Source organism: Dactylosporangium sp. NPDC051087 (assembly GCF_055586325.1).
The window spans coordinates 37,126-57,232 of record NZ_JBVJIJ010000004.1 but is presented as its reverse complement, the minus strand read 5'-3'; the positions used below and the strand labels follow the sequence as shown (position 1 = coordinate 57,232).

Sequence of the window (20,107 nt, the reverse complement as noted above, 5' to 3'; positions counted from 1 at the left end):
GTCCGCAGCACCGCGCAGGTGACGGCGTGAACCTTCTCGTCGTCGGCATCTCACACCGGACCGCCGGGGTCCCGCTCCTGGAACGCCTCGCCGTCACCGGCGACCAGCTGCCCACCCTGCTCGCCGACCTCGCCGCCCAGCCGTACATCGACGAGGCCGTCGTCCTGTCGACCTGCAACCGGGTCGAGATCTACGCCGCCGTCACCGCCTTCCACGGCGCCCTCGCCGACATCGGCGGCGTCCTCGCCGCCCGCGCCGGCACCACCGTCGGCGACCTCGCCGGCCGGCTCTACGTCCACTACGAGGTCGACGCCGTCCGCCACGCCTTCCGCGTCGCCGCCGGCCTCGACTCCATGGTCGTCGGCGAGGCACAGATCCTCGGGCAGCTCCGCGACGCCTACGGCACCGCCACCGAACACGGCACCGCCGGCCGCGTCATGCACGAACTGCTGCAGCAGGCGCTGCGCGTCGGCAAACGCGTCCACGCCGAGACCGAGATCGACCGCGCCGGGCAGAGCGTCGTCAGCGCCGCCCTCGCCTACGGCCAGGGCGCCACCGGCCCCGTGGACAACCGCCCCGTCCTCGTCATCGGCGCCGGCGCCATGGGCGCCCTGTCCCTCGCCACCCTCCGCCGCGCCGGCGCGAACCCGCTGTACGTCACCAACCGCAGCCCCGAACGCGCCGAACGCCTCGCCGAACTGCACGGCGCCACCGCCGTGCCGTACGCCACCCTGCCGTCGCTGCTCGCCGACGTCGACGTCGTCGTCAGCGCCACCGCATCACCCGAGCCCGTCCTCGACGCCGCGCTCTTCGACCCCGACCGCCCGCTGCTCCTGCTCGACCTGGCCCTGCCCCGCGACGTCGCACCCGGCGTCGGCGACCTCCCAGGCATCACCCTCGTCGACATCGAGCTGCTGTCCGAGTCGCTGTCCACCACCGCCGACGCCGAGCAGCGCGCCGCCGAGGACATCGTCGCCGGCGAGGTCGAGGCGTTCCTCACCTGGCTGCGCGGCGCCGACGTCGCACCGACCGTCGCCGCCCTGCGCGCCCGCGCCGACGAGGTCGTCGAAGCCGAACTCGGCCGGCTCGCCCAGCGCTGCCCCGAGCTCACCGACACCCACCGCGCCGAAGTCGCCCACAGCATCCACCGGATCGTCCAGCGCCTGCTCCACCAGCCGACCGTCCGGGTCCGGCAACTCGCGGCCGAACCCGGTGGCGAGGCATATGCTCAGGCGCTCCGGGAACTGTTCGACCTACAGATCCCGACCTCGGACATCGATCCGGCCGCCGCAGGTGAGGTGCACCCGTGACATACAAACTCGGCACCCGGGGCAGCGCACTGGCCATGGCGCAGTCCGGCACCGTCGCCGCCGCCGTCCGCGAACGGACCGGCCGCGACGTCGAACTCGTCGAAATCGTCACCCCCGGCGACCGCTCCAGCGCACCCATCCAGACCCTCGGCGTCGGCGTCTTCGTCTCCGCCCTGCGCGACGCGCTGCTCGCCAAGGAGATCGACTTCGCGGTCCACTCGTACAAGGACCTGCCGACCGCACCCGCCGACGGCCTCGTCATCGCCGCCATCCCGCAGCGCCACGACCCCCGCGACGCGCTCGTCGCCCGCGGCGGCCTCACCCTCAACGAGCTGCCCGTCGGCGCCCGCATCGGCACCGGCGCCCTGCGCCGCATCGCCCAGCTCAACGCCCTCGGCCGGCGGTTCGAGCCGCTGCCACTGCGCGGCAACGTCGACACCCGCCTGCGCAAACTCGCCGAGGGCGAGTTCGACGCGATCGTGCTCGCCCACGCCGGCATGGCCCGCCTCGGCCGCGCCGCCGAAGCCACCGAAGTCCTCGACCCGCTGCTGATGCTGCCCGCCCCCGCGCAGGGCGCACTCGCGGTCGAATGCCGGGAAGACGATGCCGAGCTGCGCGACCTCCTCGCCGCGCTCGACGACGAATACACCCGCGCGGCGGTCACCGCCGAGCGGGCGCTGTTGGCCGAGCTCGAGGCGGGATGCTCCGCCCCGATCGCGGCACTGGCCGAGGTCGCAGAAGGCGACGACGGGCCGGAGATCTATCTGCGCGGTGCGGTCTTCAGCCCGGACGGCGGGTTCGCCCTCCGGCTGTCACGCACCGGAACGCTCGCCGACGCCGCGGAGGTGGGCCGAGCCTTGGCCCGCGACCTGCGCGAAGAAGGCGCCGACAACGCACTGGGAGTGCAGCATGACCCGCACCCGTAAGGGCAGCACCGGCCGGATCGCCTTCGTCGGGGCAGGCCCCGGCGATCCAGGCCTGCTGACGCGTCGCGCCCATGAGGCGCTGGTGTCCGCCGACCACATCGTCTACGACCGCAACGTCCCCGAGTCGCTGCTCAGCGTGATCCGCGCCGACGCCGACCCCGAGACGCAGTTCTCCCCGGCCGAGGGAGCGCCCGGCGACGTCGCCAAGGTGCTGCTGTCCGCGGCCCGGTCCGGGCTGCGCGCCATCCACCTCGTCGGCGGCGACCCGCTCGCCCACGACACCGTCCTCAAGGAAGTGCAGGCCGTCGCCCGCACCGCCGTCCCCTTCGAGGTCGTCCCCGGCATCGGACAGGCCGCCGGCGTCGCCACGTACGCCGGTGTCCCGCTCCCCGGGGTCCGCGTCACCGCCGACGTCGACGACGTCCAGTCCGTGGACTTCGAGTCGATCGCCGCCGCCGTCAGCCGGGGCTCCTCCGCCCTCGCCGTCGACGCCGGTGACCTCGCCGCCGTCCGCGACGGGCTCCTCGCCGCCGGCGTCGACGCCGGCACCCCCGTCTCCGTCACCGGCGACGGCACCGGCGAAACCCAGTACAGCAGCGCCACCACCGTCGACAGCATGGTCGCCGCCGCGCTCGGCTTCGCCGGGCGGGTCGTGCTCTGCCTCGGCTCCGGCGTCGCCCAGCGCGAGAAGCTCGGCTGGTGGGAGAACCGGCCCCTGTACGGGTGGAAGGTCCTCGTCCCCCGCACCAAGGAACAGGCCGGCGCCATGAGCGAGCGGCTGCGCGCCTACGGCGCCATCCCGTGCGAGGTCCCGACCATCGCCGTCGAACCGCCCCGCACCCCGGCCCAGATGGAACGCGCGATCAAGGGCCTCGTCGACGGCCGCTACGCGTGGACGGTCTTCACCTCCGTCAACGCCGTCCGCGCCGTCTGGGAGAAGTTCGCCGAACACGGCCTCGACGCCCGCCACTTCGGCGGCGTCAAGGTCGCCTGCATCGGCGAGGCGACCGCGGAAGCCGTCCGCGGCTTCGGCATCGTCCCCGAGCTCATCCCCGCCGGCGACCAGTCCTCCGAAGGTCTCCTCGCCGAGTTCTCCCCGCACGACGAGATCCTCGACCCCGTCGGCCGGGTGCTGCTGCCCCGCGCCGACATCGCCACCGAGACGCTCGCCGCCGGGCTCACCGAGCTCGGGTGGGAGGTCGACGACGTCACCGCCTACCGGACCGTCCGCGCGGCCCCGCCGCCGGCCGACATCCGCGACGCCATCAAGTCCGGCGGCTTCGACGCGGTCCTCTTCACCTCGTCCTCCACCGTCCGCAACCTCGTCGGCATCGCCGGCAAGCCGCACGCCCGCACCGTCGTCGCCGTCATCGGTCCCAAGACCGCCGACACCGCCGTCGAGTTCGGGCTCCGCGTCGACGTCCAGCCGCCGCACGCCTCCGTGCCCGACCTGGTCGAAGCGCTCGCCGGCTACGCCGTCGAACTGCGCGAGAAGCTCGCCGCGATGCCCGCGAAGCAGCGCCGCGGCTCCAAGGTCCAAGGCCCGACCGCGCTACGGTTCCGGTAGATCTGATATCGCAGGGGAGTTTCCGTCATGGCTGGTTTCCCGACCGTCCGCCCTCGCCGGCTGCGTCGCTCACCAGCCATGCGACGACTCGTCACCGAGACACACGTCGAGCCGTCGAACCTCATCCTGCCCATGTTCGTCAAGGAAGGCATCACCGAGCCGCGATCCATCTCGTCGCTGCCCGGCGTCGTCCAGCACTCGCGTGAGTCCCTGCGGAAGGCCGCCGTCGAAGCGGCCAACGCAGGGCTCGGCGGCATCATGCTCTTCGGCGTCCCCGCCGTCCGCGACGAGGTCGGCTCCGCCGGCACCGACCCCGACGGCATCCTCAACGTCGCCATCCGCGACGTCATCGCCGAGGTCGGCGACGCCACCGTCGTCATGAGCGACCTGTGCCTCGACGAGTTCACCTCGCACGGGCACTGCGGCGTCCTCGACGACTCCGGCGCCGTCGACAACGACGCGACCCTCGCCGCCTACGCCGCCCTCGCCGTCGCCCAGGCCGAGGCCGGCGCCCACGTCCTCGGCCCCTCCGGCATGATGGACGGCCAGGTCGGCGTCGCCCGACGGGCCCTCGACGAGGCCGGCTACACCGACGTGTCGCTGCTCGCCTACGCCGTCAAGTACGCCAGCGCCTTCTACGGCCCCTTCCGCGAGGCCGTCGAGTCCGCCCTCGTCGGCGACCGCAAGACCTACCAGCAGGACCCCGGCAACGTCCGCGAGTCGCTGCGCGAGGTCGCCCTCGACGTCGAGGAGGGCGCCGACATGGTCATGGTCAAGCCGGCCCTGCCGTACCTCGACGTGCTGACCAAGGTCGCGGCGGCCGTGGACGTACCGGTGGCCGCCTACCAGGTCTCCGGCGAATACGCGATGGTCGAGGCCGCCGTCGCCAACGGCTGGCTCGACCGCGACCGCGTCGTCCTGGAAACCCTCACCTCGATCCGCCGCGCCGGCGCCCAGATGATCCTCACGTACTGGGCCCTGGACGCCGCCCGCCTGCTCCGCCCCTGACACCCTTCACCTACGCACAGTCGCGGCGTTTGACGCTCCGCGGTTGATTTGGTGGGCGGTTGTACGGTGCTTTGGAAGCAGCACGCTGGCCACTGGCCTGGATCTGTGTCCCCGCGTCGCCGTCGTAGGGCCCTCGGCCTGCCGCGACTCCATGACCGGTGATCGGACGCGGTTTTCGTCACACGGCCACGCGCGCTCACACCCCGCGCCCGCGTTGCGCGTCCGCGTTCGTTGCCTGTGTTCGGTGCCCGCGTTCGGTGCCCGCGTTCGGCGTCCGCGTTCGGCGACGTGGAAGGTCGGAAGACCACGCGCTCGCAGCGCCCAGCGCCGGTGAGATCAGTCGGCCGTCGGGTCTCGGCGGCTGGGGAGCTGAGGTCAGGCGGCCACGCGGTCACGGCCGCCGCGTTTGGCGACGTACAGGTTGCGGTCGGCCATGTCGTACAGCTCGCGGCCGTCCATGCCCTCGTGCAGGGCCGCGACGCCGATGCTCAGGGTGACGCGCAGGCCGAAGGCGACCTGGTTCCAGTCGCGGGCGGTGACGACGTCGAGGATGCGTTCGCCGACGCGGGCGGCGGTCGGCAGGTCGGCGCGCAGGAAGAGGGCGAACTCGTCGCCGCCCAGACGGACCGCGGTGTCGTCGGGGCGGCAGTGGGCGCGCAGGATCGAGGCGACCTCGCGCAGCACCCGATCCCCGACAATGTGCGAAAAATGGTCGTTGATGCCTTTGAAACGGTCGACGTCCACGAGGAGCAGGACGACGGAGCCGCCCGAGTCTCCGACCTGGTCGAGCTGACGGTCGAACTGGCGGCGGTTGCCGAGGCCGGTCAGGGCGTCCTGCGCGGCGACCCGGTCGGCGCTGGCACGGGCGGCTTCCAGGTCGACGCGCCGGCGGGCCTGCTGGAGCATCGAACGGCGTTCCAGCCGCAGCCGCCACAGGTGCCGGGCGTGCGCGCGGACCGCGTTGAGCAGCGCGCCGGTCGAGTCGCCGGGCTGCTCGGCGGCGGCCAGCACCGCCAGCTCGTACTGGAAGATCAGCCGCTGCGGGCTCAACGGCGCCAGCTCGTCGGCGGCCAGGAACTCGCGGCGGGCCTCGCGGAGGCGGCCGGTGCGGCGCAACGCGATGCCGTACGCGAGGTGGGCGAGCCGCGCCTCGTGCTCGTGGCCGTTGTCGCGCAGCGGCACGACGAGGGAGCCGGCGAGCGTGAGCGACTCCTCGACGGCGCCGTCGTCGATCTTCACCAGGCCGAGCGCGTACAGGACGGTGGCCAGAGGCGCGTCGTGGAACGTGTTCTGCACCCAGTACCGGACGAGGCCGACGGCGCGGGCGAAGCGCACGTTCGCCTCTTCGGTCAGCCCGACGTGCTCCAGGCGCAGCCCCCATTCCAGGAGCAGTTCGGCGCGTTGCAGCTCGGCGGCGGCGCGCTGGTCGGTGCCGGGGGTGAAGGACCCGACCGCGAACGCGGCGACCTCGTCGGCGAGCTCGTACAGCTCCGCCGCGCGGGCCGCCTCGCTGACCGAGGACATGGCCGAGATGTACCGCACGTTGCCCCGCGGGATGCTCTCCAGCAGCCGTAGCGCGCTGGCGAGGCGGTGCAGGCCTTCGTCGAGGAGCCCGAGCTTGATCATGACCTCGGCGGTGTCCGCGAGGGTCTTCGCCTCGCCGGTACGGGCACCGCCGGCCCGGTGCATGTGCAGGAGGCGTTCGCCTTCTTCGAGAGCCTCGTGCAGCCGTCCGAGGCTGATCAGCGCGTACAGGCGGCCCTGGCGGATCATGCCGGTGGCGCGGTCGTCGCCGAGGATGCCGACGACGTGTTCGAGCCGGTCGGCGAGCTCGAGGGCCTCGGAGTTGCGGCCCTGCACGGTCAGCTCGTGCACCTGCAGCGCCAGCGCGTGGTGCGGGCCGAACGGCCACAGGGGGATGGGCAGCCGGGCGTCTGGCATGTGCGTCCCCTCCTCGCGGCGGTCTCGCACCTGTCGTCGGCAGGGCGGGGGCGGGGATGAGCGTTGCGACGCGCCTCACTCCCGCAGGACGTACATTTCGGGCGTTTCGCCATAAAAAGGGAACATGCAGGTCCGGCCGGGGTGCACACTGGGGTTACGGGACCGGTGGAGGGACTTCGATAGGACTTTCGGGTGCACCAACTGTCAGGAACCCGACAGTTGCCCGATTCGTAGTGATAGACCCTCGTTGCCCCCATCGTGAGATGGCTTGTCACTGGAGGCGCCGGATACATCGGCGCGCACGTCGTCACCGCCCTCGGTGAGTCCGGAGTCGAATCGGTCGTCGTCGACGACCTCTCGACCGGGCGCGCCGCCCGCCTGCCACTCGGAGTGCCGCTGGTGCGCGCCGACGTGCGCGACAGCACCACGATGCGCGAACTGTTCCGCCGCCACCGGCCCGATGGCGTCATCCACCTCGCCGCCCGCAAGGACGTCGCCGAGTCGACCGCCCACCCGCTGCGCTACTACCAGGACAACCTCGACGGCCTGCGATCCGTCCTCGCCGCCGTCGCCGCCACCGGCACCCCGTCGGTCCTGTTCTCCTCCAGCGCCGCCGTGTACGGCACGCCGTCCCACTCACCGGTCACCGAACTCGACCGCACCGCACCCGAGAACGCCTACGGCCGGACCAAACTCATCGGCGAATGGATGCTGCGCGACGCGGCCGCCAGCGCCGGCTTCGGCTGGTGCGCGCTGCGCTACTTCAACGTCGCCGGCGCCGGCGCGCCGCACCTGCGCGACACCGGCGGCACCAACCTCGTACCCCGCCTGCTGCACGCCGCCACCCGAGGCATCCCCGCGACCGTCTACGGCGACGACTACCCGACCCCCGACGGCACCGCCGTCCGCGACTACGTCCACGTCGCCGACATCGCCGACGCACACGTCAGAGCCGCCCTCGCACTACGGCACCGGGACATCCACGACGAGGTCCTCAACATCGGCCGCGGCGAAGGCGCCTCCGTCCTGCAGATGATCGACGCCGTAGCCGCCGCGCTCGGCCACCCACTGCCGTACGTCACGCAACCCCGCCGGACCGGCGACCCCGCAGCGGTCGTCGCCTCCCCGGACCGCATCCGCGAACTGCTCGGCTGGCACGCCCGCCACGACCTCGACGACATCGTCCGCAGCGCCGCCGCCAACCCCGTACCGGAAACCCAAGCCGCGTAAGCCCAAGCAACCTGAAACGCAATGCCCCCGAAGATCCCCCCGAAGGAGCAGCACGTTGAAGTTACGGATCCGCCGGCGAACCCTCGCCGGTGCCTGCGCGCTCGTCGCCCTCACCGGCTTCCTCGTCACCACACCCGCCCTCGCCGCCACCCCGAAACAGCGCATCGACCTGCGCGTCCTCGTCCTCGACGACGGCAGCACCGGCATCGACATGCTCCGCGCCCAACTCGACCGTGAAGGCGTCCCCCACGACGCGCTCCAGCTCGCCGCCGCCGGCCGCCAGCAGATCACCGCCGCCTACCTCGCCGACTCCGTCAGCGGCGTCCGCCGCGCCAAGTTCCAAGGCGTGATCGTGCCGAACGAAAGCGCGGTCACCGGCACCGAAGCCACCGCCCTCGCCGACTTCGAACGCGAATTCAAGATCCGCCAGATCGACGCGTACACCTGGGCCAACCCCAACGTCGGCCAGGACCTCGCATGGAGCGGCGTCCTCGACGGCGCCACCATGAACGTCACCGACGCCGGCAAGGCCGCCGGCTTCGGCTACCTCAACGGCACCGTCCGCATCGACGACCGCGACCCCAACGTCATCGAATCCTACGGATACCTCGGTACAGCGGCGGCCGGCGCGACCTTCACCCCACTCGTCACCGGCACCGTCCAAGGCGCCCCCACCGGCTCCCTCATGGGCGTCTACACCCACGACGGCCGCGAAGAACTCGTCGTCACCCTCGCCGCGAACCGCTACCAGACCCACGCGATGGAACTCGGCCACGGCCTCATCACCTGGCTCACCAAAGGCATCCACCTCGGCCACACCCGCAACTACCTCAGCGTCCACATCGACGACGTGTTCCTGCCCGACGACCGGTGGGACACCACCCACAACTGCACCGTCGGCGACGACTGCGCCCCCGACGTACAGAACACCCCGATCCGGATGACCCCCGCCGACGTCCAGGCACTCATCGCGTGGCAACAGGCCAACGACCTGAAACTCGACATCGCCTACAACGGCGGCGGCAGCGTCGAAGCCGGCACCGGCGACCCCCTCACCACCACCATGGTCAACAACAAGAACCAGTTCCGCTGGATCAACCACACCTACGAACACCCGTACCTCGGCTGCGTCCAGGACTTCACCGTCACACCCTGGAAATGCGCCACCGACGGCTACGGCGGCACCCGGTGGGCGACCCAGGCCGAGATCACCACACAGATCAAAACCAACGTCGACTGGGCCAAGAGCAAAGGCATCACGATCGACGCCGGCGAACTCGTCACCGGCGAACACTCAGGGCTCAAAACACTCCCGCAGATGCCGGCCGACAACCCCAACCTCGCCGCCGCGCTCAACGCCACCGGCGTCAAATACATCGCCTCCGACGCCAGCCGCGAACAGACCACCCGCGGCATCGGCAACGCCGTCACCGTGCCCCGCTACCCGATGAACATCTACTACAACGTCGCCACGAAAGCCGAAGAGGTCGACGAATACAACTGGATCTACACCAGCCGAGCCAACGGCGGCAGCGGGATCTGCGAGAACAACCCCGCCTCCACCTGCATCACCCCGCTCGGCGCCAACGGCTTCGACACGTACATCGTGCCCATCGAAGCCCGCATCGCTTACGACCACGTCGTCTCCACCAGCCCCGCACCGCACTACGCACACCAGTCGAACCTCGCCGAGGACCGCATCCTCTACCCCGTCCTCGACGCCATCCTCGACCGGTACACCGCCACATACACCAGCGCCACCCCCGTCGTGAACCCCAAGTTCGCCGACACCGCACTGCAGAACAAACGACAGGCCGCATGGGCCGCCGCGCTGCAGGCCCGCACCGTGGAGGCCTACACCCTCGACGGGCGCGTCACCATCGTCAACAAGAGCACCGGCGCCCTCGACATCCCGATCACCATGCCCAACGGCACCAAACTCATCACCATCTCCCTGCTCGGCATCGAAATCATCGGCGGCACCTTCGGCGACGCCTACGGCGGCGAACGCTCAACCTGGAGAAACCTCGCCCGCAACGGCACGCAGCAGCTGAAACTCGGCAGCTGAGGTCGCGCCGTGCGTGTCGTCCTCGTCAACGAAGGCACCTACCCGTACGTCACCGGCGGCGTCAGCACCTGGTGCAACCAGCTGGTGCGCGGACTGTCCGACGTGCACTGGGACCTCGTCGCCATCGTCGGCACCGAACCGGACCGGCCCGCGGTCGAACTGCCCGGCAACGTCCGGTCACTGACCGCGGTCCCGGTCTGGGGCACCGCCCGCCCAGCCCGCGGCAAACCCGAACGGGCCGCCGCCCGGCTGTGCCGCGGAATGCTCGGCGACACCGCGGCCGACCTCGTCGTCTTCACCGAAGGGCTGCGCGAGCTCGCCGAGCTCGCGCGGCCCCGCCCCGGCCGGTTCTCCAAAACCCGCACCGGCCGGCACCCCCTCGCCGGGGTCAGACTCGCCGACATCCTGCTCGACGCGTGGGCCCGCGCCCGAGCCGACGGCATCCACCTGCCCCGGCTCACCCTCCGCGACGCGGACGTCGCCGGCGTCCTGCTCGAACACGCCCTGCGCCCACTCGCCGCCGAGATCCCCGAAGACACCGACCTCGTGCACGCCAACGCCAACGGCCTGTCATCCATGATCGCCCTCGCCGCGAAATGGCGCAGCGGCGTCCCGTTCCTCATGACCGAACACGGCGTCTACCTCCGCGAACGGTACCTCGCCTCCGGCGACCAACCACCCGGCGTCAAAACCGCCCTGCTGCGCTTCCACCGCGCCCTCGCCCGCCTCGCCTACTGGGAATCGGACCTCATCACCCCCGTCAGCGGATTCAACTCACGATGGGCCGTCCGGCACGGCGCCGACCCGGCGAAACTCGCCGTCATCGGCAACGGCGTCGACCCCGCCCGCTTCCCCCCGCTCACCGGCGAACCCGCCGACCCCGTCATCTCCTGGGTCGGACGGATCGACCCGCTCAAAGACCTGGAGACCCTCATCCGCGCCCTCGCCGTCGTCCGGGAACAGGTGCCGGAAGCACGGCTGCACCTCGCCGGGCCCGTCCCCGCCGGCAACGAGGCCTACGCCGCCGCCTGCCGCGACACCGCCGCCGGCCTCGGCCTCACCGACGCCGTCACCTGGGCCGGCCCGTGCACGTCCAGCCGCGACGCGTTCGAAGCCGGGCAGATCGCGGCACTGTCCAGCATCTCCGAAGGCATGCCCTACACCGTCCTCGAAGCCATGATGTGCGGCCGGCCGACCGTCAGCACCGACGTCGGCGGCGTCGCCGAAGCCGTCGGCGACGCCGGGCTCATCGTGCCGCCGCGCGACCCGCAGGCATTCGGCGAGGCGTGCATCGCACTGCTCACCTCCCCGGACCTGCGGGCCGTGACCAGCCAAAACGGTCAGCAGCGAGCCCTGCGGGAACACACGCTGGACCGCTGCCTGACCGCCTACCGCGGCCGGTACCTGCAGCTGACGGACAGCCGAGTCATCGCCACCGCACCCGTCCCCGACCAGATCCTGGTGCCCGCATGAGCGTCCCACAGCGCAGCGCAGCGGAGGTGGCGGCGTGAGCGGCCCGGAGCGTAGCGGAGTGGTTGCGAATCATTGGCGCAGTTCTGGCTCAGGCCGACGCCGGAGCGCAGCGGAGGTGGCGGCGTGAGCGGCCCGGAGCGTAGCGGAGTGGTTGCGAATCATTGGCGCAGTTTGAGCTCAGGCCGACGCCGGAGCGCAGCGGAGGTGGCGGCATGAGCGCCGACTCGCTGCTCCTGGTGCCCACGCAGCGGCGGGCCCGGCCACCACTGCTGGACCGCGGGGAGTCGCTGCGGTTCGTCGGGCGCGTCTCCACCGACCCAGTCGCCGCCCTCGCCGACCGGATGCTCGAGGACTGCGTCAGCGCCGTCGACGTCGACGAGGTCGCCGCGATCCTCGAAGCCAACGGCATCAACGACCGCGTCGCCGACCGCGAATACGGACTGCCCTCGGTATTCGCGCTCGCCGGACGCGTCGTCGCCCGCACCATCGACACCGCGCACACCGTCGTACAGGCGACACCGCTGGAAGACGGCCCGACACCACGAGCCGTCATCACCGACACCCTCACCCGGGCAGCGATCTACCTGACCCCCCTGGCGATCGGGCTCGGCGCCGCCGCCGAGGTCGACGGCGCACCGCAACTCGCCACCACCGGCACCCTCCTGCTCGGCTGGGGCGGCGGACAAGCCCTGTCATACCTCGGCTACCGGGCACTGTCCGAACGGGGCGTCACCGCCGCCGCCCGGCTCCTCGGCACCGGATTCCTCACCGTCGCCGCCCTCTGGTCACTCGCACTCGCCGGCACCGGCCTCCGGGCGTACACCATCGCCGCCGTCCAACTCGCGTTGTTCGCGGTCGCCGCCGTCGCCCTCGTCACCGGCCGCGAACGCGTCGTCCTCGCCGCCGCCGCGCCCTGCTGGATCGCCACCGCGTTCATCGCCCTCGGCGCCGGCCCGTGGGCGGTGACCGCCCTGCTCTGCGGCGTCACGGGCCTCCTCGCCGTCGCGTTCCGCCCCGTCGTCGGCGCCGACGTCAGCGGCCGCATGCCCTGGCGGCGATGGCGGTCATGGCGCGGCGACATCGGCTACGCCCTGCTCTACGGACTCGTCGGCACCGGCCAGGCCGCGCTCCTGCGCGCCGTCGCCCTCGACGGGATCGCACCCCACCGCGTGCCCGTCGAAGCCGTGCCCCTGCTCATCGGGGTACCCCTGATCGAACTCACGCTCGTCTGGCATCAACGGCGCATCGCGTACGCCCGCGCCGTCCTCGCCGACCGGGGCGCGTTCGACCGGCGGCTCGCCCGGATCAGCAAAGGCACCGTCGCCGTCCTGTGCATCCCCGTCGCGCTCGGCGCCGCGATCGCCGGCGCCGTCTGGGTCGGCATCGCCGGACCAGACGGACAACCCCTCGCCGCCGCGATCCTGCTCACCGGCGTGTACGCGCTGTGCCTCGTCCTCGCCGCGCACGGCCGGGCCGGCACCGCCGCCCTCGTCGTCTGGTGGCCGACCCTGCTCGTCGCGGGCGTCGGACACTGGGCACCCGCACTCGTGCACGTGGCACCCACGTTCACCGAAACCCTCGCCGTCGCGACCCTCCTCGGAGCCGGCCTCCCCGGCCTCGCCGTCGCGGCGCTCGTCCTGCGCGACCCGGAGAGTTACCGATGATGCTCCTGCCGATGTACGTCCACCCCCTCGCCGACCCCGACGCGTGGGACGCGCTGTGCCGCAGCACCGAACGCCCCACCGCGATCGTCAACGTCCACAACGGCCCCGGCGGCGCCGACCGCGACGAGGTGTACGCCGTCGCGACCGCCCGCCTGCACCGCAGCGGCGTCCGGATGCTCGGCTACGTCGACCTCGACTACGGCCGCCGCGCCAACGGGGAGGTCTGGTGCGACATCGTCGGCTGGGCGAGGTACCCGGTCGGCGGTATCTTCTTCGATCAGGTGCCGGCGGACGCGGCCGGCCTCGCCTACGTGACACAGGTGGTGCGGGCGGTGCGCGGATCGGTCGTCCTCAACCCCGGCACCAGGTGCCTGCCCGGCTACGCGGACCTCGCCGACGTCGTGTGCACCTTCGAAGGCCCCTGGGAGTCCTATGTGGACGCCCCGCCGGCGTACGGGCTGCCCGACGGCCGCGACTGGCCGAACGCGGCGCACCTCGTCTACGGCGTACCCACCGAACGCCTCGGCGCCGCCACCGCCCTCCTGCTCTCCCGGGCGCCGCACGGCCTCGTCACCGACCTCGTCGCCCCGCTGCCGTACGAGGGCATCCCGACAGTCGTACGCGAGCGGGCGGCGGCCCGGTGACCGGCCGGCGGCTCCGCTTCGCCCTGTGCGGCCTGGTCCTGCTGACCGTCCTGTACGCCGCTGCCTGCACGAGCCCGGGCGACGACGACTCGGACGAGGGCCGCGGCACCCCGAAGACCGCCGCCGTCCCCCCGTCCGGAGCCGGCGGCCTCGCCTCCGCGCCGCCCTCGTCGGGCGCCGCGTCCTCCCAGCCGCCCGCCGCCACAGGCTGGTGGAAACCCGCGGTCGGGGTCACCTGGCAGTGGCAGCTGACCGGCAAACTCGACACGTCCGTGGCCGCCGACGTGTACGACGTCGACGCCGTCACCACGTCTGCCGAGGACGTCGCGAAGCTGAAGGCGGCCGGCCGCCGCGTCATCTGCTACGTCAACGCCGGCGCCCACGAGGACTTCCGCGCGGACGCCGGGAACTTCCCCGAGTCGGTGCGCGGCAAGGGCCTGGAGGGCTGGCCCGGCGAGAAGTGGCTCGACATCCGCCGCTGGGACACTCTCCAGCCGCTGCTGGCGGCCCGGTTCAAGATGTGCAAGGACAAGGGCTTCGACGCCGTCGAGCCCGACAACGTCGACGGCTACGCCAACAACAGCGGCTTCCCGCTCACCGCCGAGGACCAGCTCACCTTCAACCGGCGTCTCGCCGACCTCGCGCACGGGCTCGGTCTCGCCGTCGGCCTGAAGAACGACGTCGAGCAGGCCGAGGCGCTGGCGCCCTCGTTCGACTTCGCGGTCAACGAGGAGTGCGCGCACTACGACGAGTGCGACGCCCTCAAGGTCTTCATCGCCGCCGGCAAGCCCGTCTTCCACGTCGAATACGACGTCGACACCGCCAAGTTCTGCCCGAAGACCACCGCCCTGCGCTTCTCGTCGATGAAGAAGAAGGAAGACCTCGACGCGTGGCGCCAGACGTGTTGACGCGACCGGGCCGGTCCGCGGCGCTCCTCCAAACCTAAGCCTACACCCACCGACCAAATTTCTTGTCGGACGATACACCCACCATACTGCATCGTTCCGCCGCGACGAAGCGGTGACTTTTGGTTAGTCCAGCGAAAGTTCATGCCAAGGCATCGGAAAGTGTGGACAGGTTGGTTCGAAGCTCCTAGTGTGTCCTGCACGACACTGGACTGTTTCGTCAATGTATCCGTCGGCAGCGGACATATCGATGGGCATCCCAGCGTCGCGGAGGCACACGGCATCCGGCGCGGCGGCGCGCGCCCTGCCTGGCACGTTCAGTCAGGGAAGGGATCACAGTGAACCAACAACCCTCACGTCATCGATGGCGGCCGATGGGCGCCGCTCTACTTCTTGTCTCGGCGAGCGTCAGCGCCCTGGTCGTCCAGGCCACGCCCGCGGCAGCGGCGATCAACGCGGCAGACTTCCAGCAGGTCACGCTCGCCAAGGGTGAGCCCGAGGTCGGCGAGCCGCTGACCATCTCGGTCCTGCCCGACCGCTCGGTCCTGCACACCGCCCGCAACGGCACGCTGCGTCGCACCGACGCCAACGGCACCACGAGCGTGATCGCCAACATCCCCGTCTACCAGCACGACGAGGAAGGCCTGCAGGGCGTCGCGGCAGACCCGAACTTCGCCAGCAACCGCTACATCTACCTGTACTACGCGCCCCCGCTGAGCACCCCCGCGGGCGACGCGCCGGCCACCGGCACCGCCACCGACTGGGCCACCTGGACCGGGGTCAACCGCCTCTCCCGGTTCACGCTCAACGCGAACTTCACCGTCAACATGAGCAGCCAGGTCAACATCCTGGACGTGCCCGCCAACCGGGGCATCTGCTGCCACGTCGGCGGCGACATCGACTTCGACGCGGCCGGCAACCTCTACCTGTCGACCGGTGACGACTCCAACCCGTTCGACTCCGCCGGCTACTCGCCCCTCGATGAGCGGACGAACCGCAACCCGGCCTACGACGCGCAGCGTTCCGCCGGCAACACCAACGACCTGCGGGGCAAGATCCTGCGGATCAAGGTCAACGCCAACGGCACGTACAGCATCCCGTCGGGCAACCTCTTCGCGCCGGGCACCGCCAACACCCGGGCCGAGATCTACGCGATGGGCTTCCGCAACCCGTTCCGGATGAGCGTCGACAAGGCCACCGGCATCGTCTACGTCGGTGACTACGGCCCCGACGCCGGCACCACCAGCGCCAACCGTGGCCCGTCCGGGCAGGTCGAGTTCAACCGGATCACGTCGCCCGGCAACTACGGCTGGCCGTACTGCACCGGCTCGAACACCAGCACCGAGATCTACAACGAGTGGGACTTCGCCGCCGGCACCGGTGGCGCCAAGTACAACTGCGCGGGCGGGCCGACGAACAACTCGTTCCGCAACACGGGCCTGGGCACGCTGCCCGCGGCGCGTCCGGCGTGGATCAAGTACGGCGGCGACAGCGGCACCCCGGCCGAGTTCGGCGGCGGCTCCGAGTCGCCGATGGGCGGCCCCGTGTACCGCTACGACGCGGCGAACCCGTCGGCGACGAAGTGGCCGGCCGCGTTCAACGGCATGTTCTTCGCCGGTGAGTTCGGGCGTGGCTGGATCAAGCCGATCGTCGTCAACAGCGACGGCAGCCGCGGCGCGATCGACACGTTCCCGTGGGGCGGCAAGCAGGTCATGGACATGCAGTTCGGCCCCGACGGCGCGCTGTACGTCCTGGACTACGGCACCGGCTACTTCAACGGCGACGCCAACTCGGCCCTGTACCGCTACGACTACGTCGGCGGCGGCAACCGCGCCCCCACCGCCGTCGCCAGCGCGAACAAGACCTCCGGTGCGGCGCCGCTCGCGGTGACGTTCTCCTCCGCCGGGTCCAGCGACCCGGAGGGCGGCCCGCTCACCTACTCGTGGGACTTCGACGGCAACGGCACCCAGGACTCGACCGCCGCGAACCCGTCGTACACCTACAACACCAACGGCAACTACACCGCGACGCTGACGGTGCGGGACAACCAGAACGCGCCCGCGACGTCCAGCGTGCTGATCAGCGTCGGCAACACCGCGCCGACGGTCACGGTGAACCTGCCGGCGAAGGGCCAGCTGGTGTCCTTCGGTGACAGCGTGCCGTGGAGCGTCACGGTCACCGACCCGGAGGACGGCACGGTCGCCTGCTCGCGGATCACGATGACCTACGTGCTCGGCCACGACCAGCACGCACACCAGATCACCTCGCAGAACGGCTGCACGGGCACGATCAACATCCCGGTCGACGGTGAGCACGACGACGCGGCGAACATCTTCCCGATCTTCGACGCGCAGTACACCGACAACGGCGGGCTGACCGTGCACGCGCAGAACATCCTCCAGCCGCGCAAGCGGCAGGCGGAGCACTTCAAGACGTCGTCGGGGATCAACACGTTCACGAAGACGACGGCCGAGGGTGGCAAGACGGTCGGCGACATCAACAACGGCGACTGGATCCAGTTCGACCCGTACAAGCTGAACAACGCCACGAGTGTCGCCGTCCGGGCGTCTTCCGGCGGCACCGGCGGCACCGTGCAGTTCCGCACGGGCTCGGCGACGGGTCCGATCATCGGCTCCGCGACGATCCCGGTGACGGGCTCGTGGGAGACGTTCACGACGGTGACCGCGCCGATCTCCGGCGCGCCGGCCGGCACCACGTCGCTGTTCGTGACGTTCGCCGGCACCGGCACCGCCGCACTGTTCGACGTGGACAGCTTCACGTTCACGACCAGCAACAGTGGCGTCGGCCCGGTCAAGGGCCTCGCCGGCAAGTGCCTCGACGTGCGCAGCGCCGCCACCGCCGACGGCACGCAGATCCAGCTGTACACCTGCAACGGCACCAACGCGCAGACCTGGACCCGCTCCGGTCAGACGCTCCAGTCGCTCGGCAAGTGCCTGGACATCTCCGGTGGCGGCAGCGCCGACGGTACGAAGATCCAGCTGTGGACGTGCAACGGCTCCGGCGCGCAGAACTGGGCGCCGAACGCCGACGGCACGCTGCGCAACCCGCAGTCGGGCAAGTGCCTCGACGTGTCCGGCAACAACTCCGCGGACAGCACGGTCGTGCACCTGTGGACCTGCGTCGCAGGTCCGCCGGCCAACCAGAAGTGGACCCTGCCCTAACGAGGTGATCGGGCGCCCGTGCCGCCACACGGGCGCCTCCCTCCCTGCTAAGGAGTGCTAGTGCGCAGAATTCTCGCCGGAGCGGGCGCCGCCATCGCCCTCGCCGCCGGCACCCTGTCCGCCGCCACCCCGGCCGTCGCCGCCGACGCGCCCTACGACGTGCTCGTGTTCTCCAAGACCGCCGGCTTCCGCCACGACGCCATCCCGGCCGGCATCACCGCGATCCAGCAGCTGGGCGCGGCGAACAACTTCACCGTGACCGCCACCGAGGACGCGACGAAGTTCACCACGGCGAACCTCGCGCAGTACGAGGCGGTCGTGTTCCTCAACACCACCGGTGACGTGCTCAACGACACGCAGCAGACGGCGTTCGAGTCCTACATCCGCGGCGGCGGCGGGTACGTCGGCGTCCACGCGGCCGCGGACACCGAGTACAGCTGGCCGTTCTACGGCAACCTCGTCGGCGCGTGGTTCGCCTCGCACCCGGCGATCCAGCAGGTCAACTCGAAGACCGAGAACCGGGCCCACCCGGCCTCGGCGCACCTGCCGCAGACCTGGACCCGCACCGACGAGCTGTACAACTACCAGACCAACCCGCGCAGCGGCGCCCGCGTCCTGGCCACGCTCGACGAGTCGTCCTACTCCGGCGGCTCGATGGGCGCGGACCACCCGATCACCTGGTGTAAGACGATCGACAGCGGCCGCTCGTTCTACACCGGTTTCGGGCACACGCAGGAGTCGTACGCCGACGGCAACTTCCGCAACCAGCTCCTCGGTGGTCTGCGGTACGCCTCGAAGCGGGCCAAGGCCGACTGCCGCGCGGAGACCGGGTACACCGCGATCTACAACGGCTCCACGACCGGCTGGTCGCAGGCGGGTCCGGGCAGCTTCACCAACTCCGACGCGACGCTGACCTCGACCGGCGGCATGGGCCTGTTCTGGTACAGCGCGAAGCAGTACACCTCGTACTCGCTGAAGGCGGACTGGCGGCTCACCGGCGACAGCAACTCCGGCATCTTCGTCGGCTTCCCGAACCCCGGTAACGACCCGTGGGTCGCCGTCAACCAGGGCTACGAGATCCAGATCGACGCGACCGACGCCGCCGACCGCACCACCGGCGCCGTCTACACGTTCAAGTCCGCGGACATCGCGGCCCGTGACGCGGCGCTCAACCCGGCCGGCGAGTGGAACACCTACGAGCTGCTCGTCGAGGGTCAGCGGATCCGGATCTACCTCAACGGCTCGCTGATCAACGACTTCACCAACACCGACCCGGCCCGCAACCTCGACGGGTACATCGGCATCCAGAACCACGGCTCCGGCGACACCGCCTCGTTCCGCAACGTGCGGGTCAAGGAGCTGGGCACGAACCCGCAGCCGACCGACGTGACCGTGCAGGCCGAGTCGTTCAGCTCGGTCAACGGCGCGCAGGCGTTCACCAAGGCGGGCGCCAACAACGGCCAGACCCTCGGCTACATCGACCCGGGCGACTGGGCCGGCTACAACAACGTCAACGTCGGCGGCGCCACGTCCTTCCGGGCGCGGGTCGTGTCCGGCGGCGCCGGTGGCCAGATCCAGATCCGCAACGGCTCGCAGACCGGCACGATCCTCGGCACCGTCAACGTGCCGAACACCGGCAGCTGGGACACGTACGCCAACGTGACGACCACGCTGTCCGGGGTCCCGTCGGGCAACGCGAACATCTTCCTCACGTTCACCGGCACGGGCACCGGCCTGTTCGACGTCGACGACATCACGTTCGTCAAGACGGGCACGCCGCCGACCGGGGTCGGCCCGATCAAGGGTCTCGCCGGCAAGTGCCTCGACGTCCGCTCCAGCGGCACCGCCGACGGCACCCAGATCCAGATCTACACCTGCAACAACTCCGGTGCGCAGACCTGGACCCGCAACGGCCAGACCCTGCGGGCGCTCGGCAAGTGCCTGGACATCTCCGGTGGCGGCAGCGCCGACGGTACGAAGATCCAGCTGTGGACGTGCAACGGCTCCGGCGCGCAGAACTGGGCGCCGAACGCCGACGGCACGCTGCGCAACCCGCAGTCGGGCAAGTGCCTCGACGTGTCCGGCAACAACTCCGCGGACAGCACGGTCGTGCACCTGTGGACCTGCGTCGCGGGCCCGCCGGCCAACCAGAAGTGGATCCTTCCGTAACTGATCACCGCTGATGAGGG

The 20,107-nt window shown here is 71.1% G+C and carries 13 protein-coding genes; 12 read left to right on the top strand and 1 reads right to left on the bottom strand.

The features are described from left to right. The first annotated feature begins 26 nt into the window (after nucleotides 1-26). Genes ACZ6TV_RS09100 through hemB form a run of 4 tightly spaced genes read left to right on the top strand, consistent with a single transcriptional unit; the run spans nucleotide 27 to nucleotide 4,811 of the window. Nucleotides 27-1,310, top strand: coding sequence for a glutamyl-tRNA reductase (locus tag ACZ6TV_RS09100; RefSeq protein WP_465296641.1), 1,284 nt, complete (start codon nucleotides 27-29; stop codon nucleotides 1,308-1,310). Beyond that, nucleotides 1,307-2,236 carry a hydroxymethylbilane synthase gene (gene hemC, locus ACZ6TV_RS09095; protein WP_465296640.1) on the top strand — a complete coding sequence of 310 codons (930 nt, stop codon included), beginning with the start codon at nucleotides 1,307-1,309 and terminating at the stop codon, nucleotides 2,234-2,236. The genes ACZ6TV_RS09100 and hemC overlap by 4 nt, the downstream gene beginning before the upstream one ends. Next, nucleotides 2,220-3,803 (top strand): bifunctional uroporphyrinogen-III C-methyltransferase/uroporphyrinogen-III synthase, encoded by a 1,584-nt coding sequence (locus ACZ6TV_RS09090; RefSeq protein ID WP_465296639.1) that lies wholly within the window; start codon nucleotides 2,220-2,222, stop codon nucleotides 3,801-3,803. The genes hemC and ACZ6TV_RS09090 overlap by 17 nt, the downstream gene beginning before the upstream one ends. A 27-nt stretch (nucleotides 3,804-3,830) precedes the next feature. Beyond that, nucleotides 3,831-4,811: a porphobilinogen synthase gene (hemB, locus tag ACZ6TV_RS09085; RefSeq protein WP_465296638.1), complete on the top strand. Its 981-nt coding sequence runs from the start codon at nucleotides 3,831-3,833 to the stop codon at nucleotides 4,809-4,811. 375 nt (nucleotides 4,812-5,186) lie between these two features. On the opposite strand, the gene ACZ6TV_RS09080 is transcribed toward hemB, so the two are convergent. Then, the gene (locus ACZ6TV_RS09080) at nucleotides 5,187-6,752 is read right to left on the bottom strand and encodes a GGDEF domain-containing protein (RefSeq protein WP_465296637.1); all 1,566 of its coding nucleotides are present in this window, start codon (nucleotides 6,750-6,752) and stop codon (nucleotides 5,187-5,189) included. A 258-nt stretch (nucleotides 6,753-7,010) separates the two neighbouring features. Here ACZ6TV_RS09080 and galE point away from each other — a divergent pair, with 258 nt between their 5' ends. The 8 genes from galE to ACZ6TV_RS09040 all read left to right on the top strand — a co-directional run bounded on the left by galE (nucleotide 7,011) and on the right by ACZ6TV_RS09040 (nucleotide 20,087). Continuing rightward, complete coding sequence (gene galE, locus ACZ6TV_RS09075) at nucleotides 7,011-7,982, top strand: UDP-glucose 4-epimerase GalE (RefSeq protein ID WP_465296636.1); 972 nt, start codon at nucleotides 7,011-7,013, stop codon at nucleotides 7,980-7,982. A 55-nt stretch (nucleotides 7,983-8,037) separates the two neighbouring features. Then, a complete protein-coding gene (locus tag ACZ6TV_RS09070) occupies nucleotides 8,038-10,050 on the top strand; it encodes a hypothetical protein (RefSeq protein ID WP_465296635.1) in 2,013 nt (670 codons plus the stop codon). 9 nt (nucleotides 10,051-10,059) lie between these two features. Further along, nucleotides 10,060-11,523 carry a GT4 family glycosyltransferase PelF gene (pelF, locus tag ACZ6TV_RS09065; protein WP_465296634.1) on the top strand — a complete coding sequence of 488 codons (1,464 nt, stop codon included), beginning with the start codon at nucleotides 10,060-10,062 and terminating at the stop codon, nucleotides 11,521-11,523. Between the two features lie 212 nt (nucleotides 11,524-11,735). Beyond that, entirely contained in the window at nucleotides 11,736-13,187 is a 1,452-nt protein-coding gene (locus ACZ6TV_RS09060) for a hypothetical protein (RefSeq protein WP_465296633.1), read from the top strand. Beyond that, nucleotides 13,184-13,831 (top strand): spherulation-specific family 4 protein, encoded by a 648-nt coding sequence (locus ACZ6TV_RS09055; protein WP_465296632.1) that lies wholly within the window; start codon nucleotides 13,184-13,186, stop codon nucleotides 13,829-13,831. The genes ACZ6TV_RS09060 and ACZ6TV_RS09055 overlap by 4 nt, the downstream gene beginning before the upstream one ends. Further along, entirely contained in the window at nucleotides 13,828-14,739 is a 912-nt protein-coding gene (locus tag ACZ6TV_RS09050; protein ID WP_465296631.1) for an endo alpha-1,4 polygalactosaminidase, read from the top strand. Before ACZ6TV_RS09055 ends, ACZ6TV_RS09050 begins: the two co-directional genes overlap by 4 nt. A 371-nt stretch (nucleotides 14,740-15,110) precedes the next feature. Further along, complete coding sequence (locus ACZ6TV_RS09045; protein WP_465296630.1) at nucleotides 15,111-17,918, top strand: PQQ-dependent sugar dehydrogenase; 2,808 nt, start codon at nucleotides 15,111-15,113, stop codon at nucleotides 17,916-17,918. Between the two features lie 60 nt (nucleotides 17,919-17,978). Then, a complete protein-coding gene (locus tag ACZ6TV_RS09040; RefSeq protein WP_465296629.1) occupies nucleotides 17,979-20,087 on the top strand; it encodes a ThuA domain-containing protein in 2,109 nt (702 codons plus the stop codon). Nucleotides 20,088-20,107 lie beyond the last annotated feature (20 nt).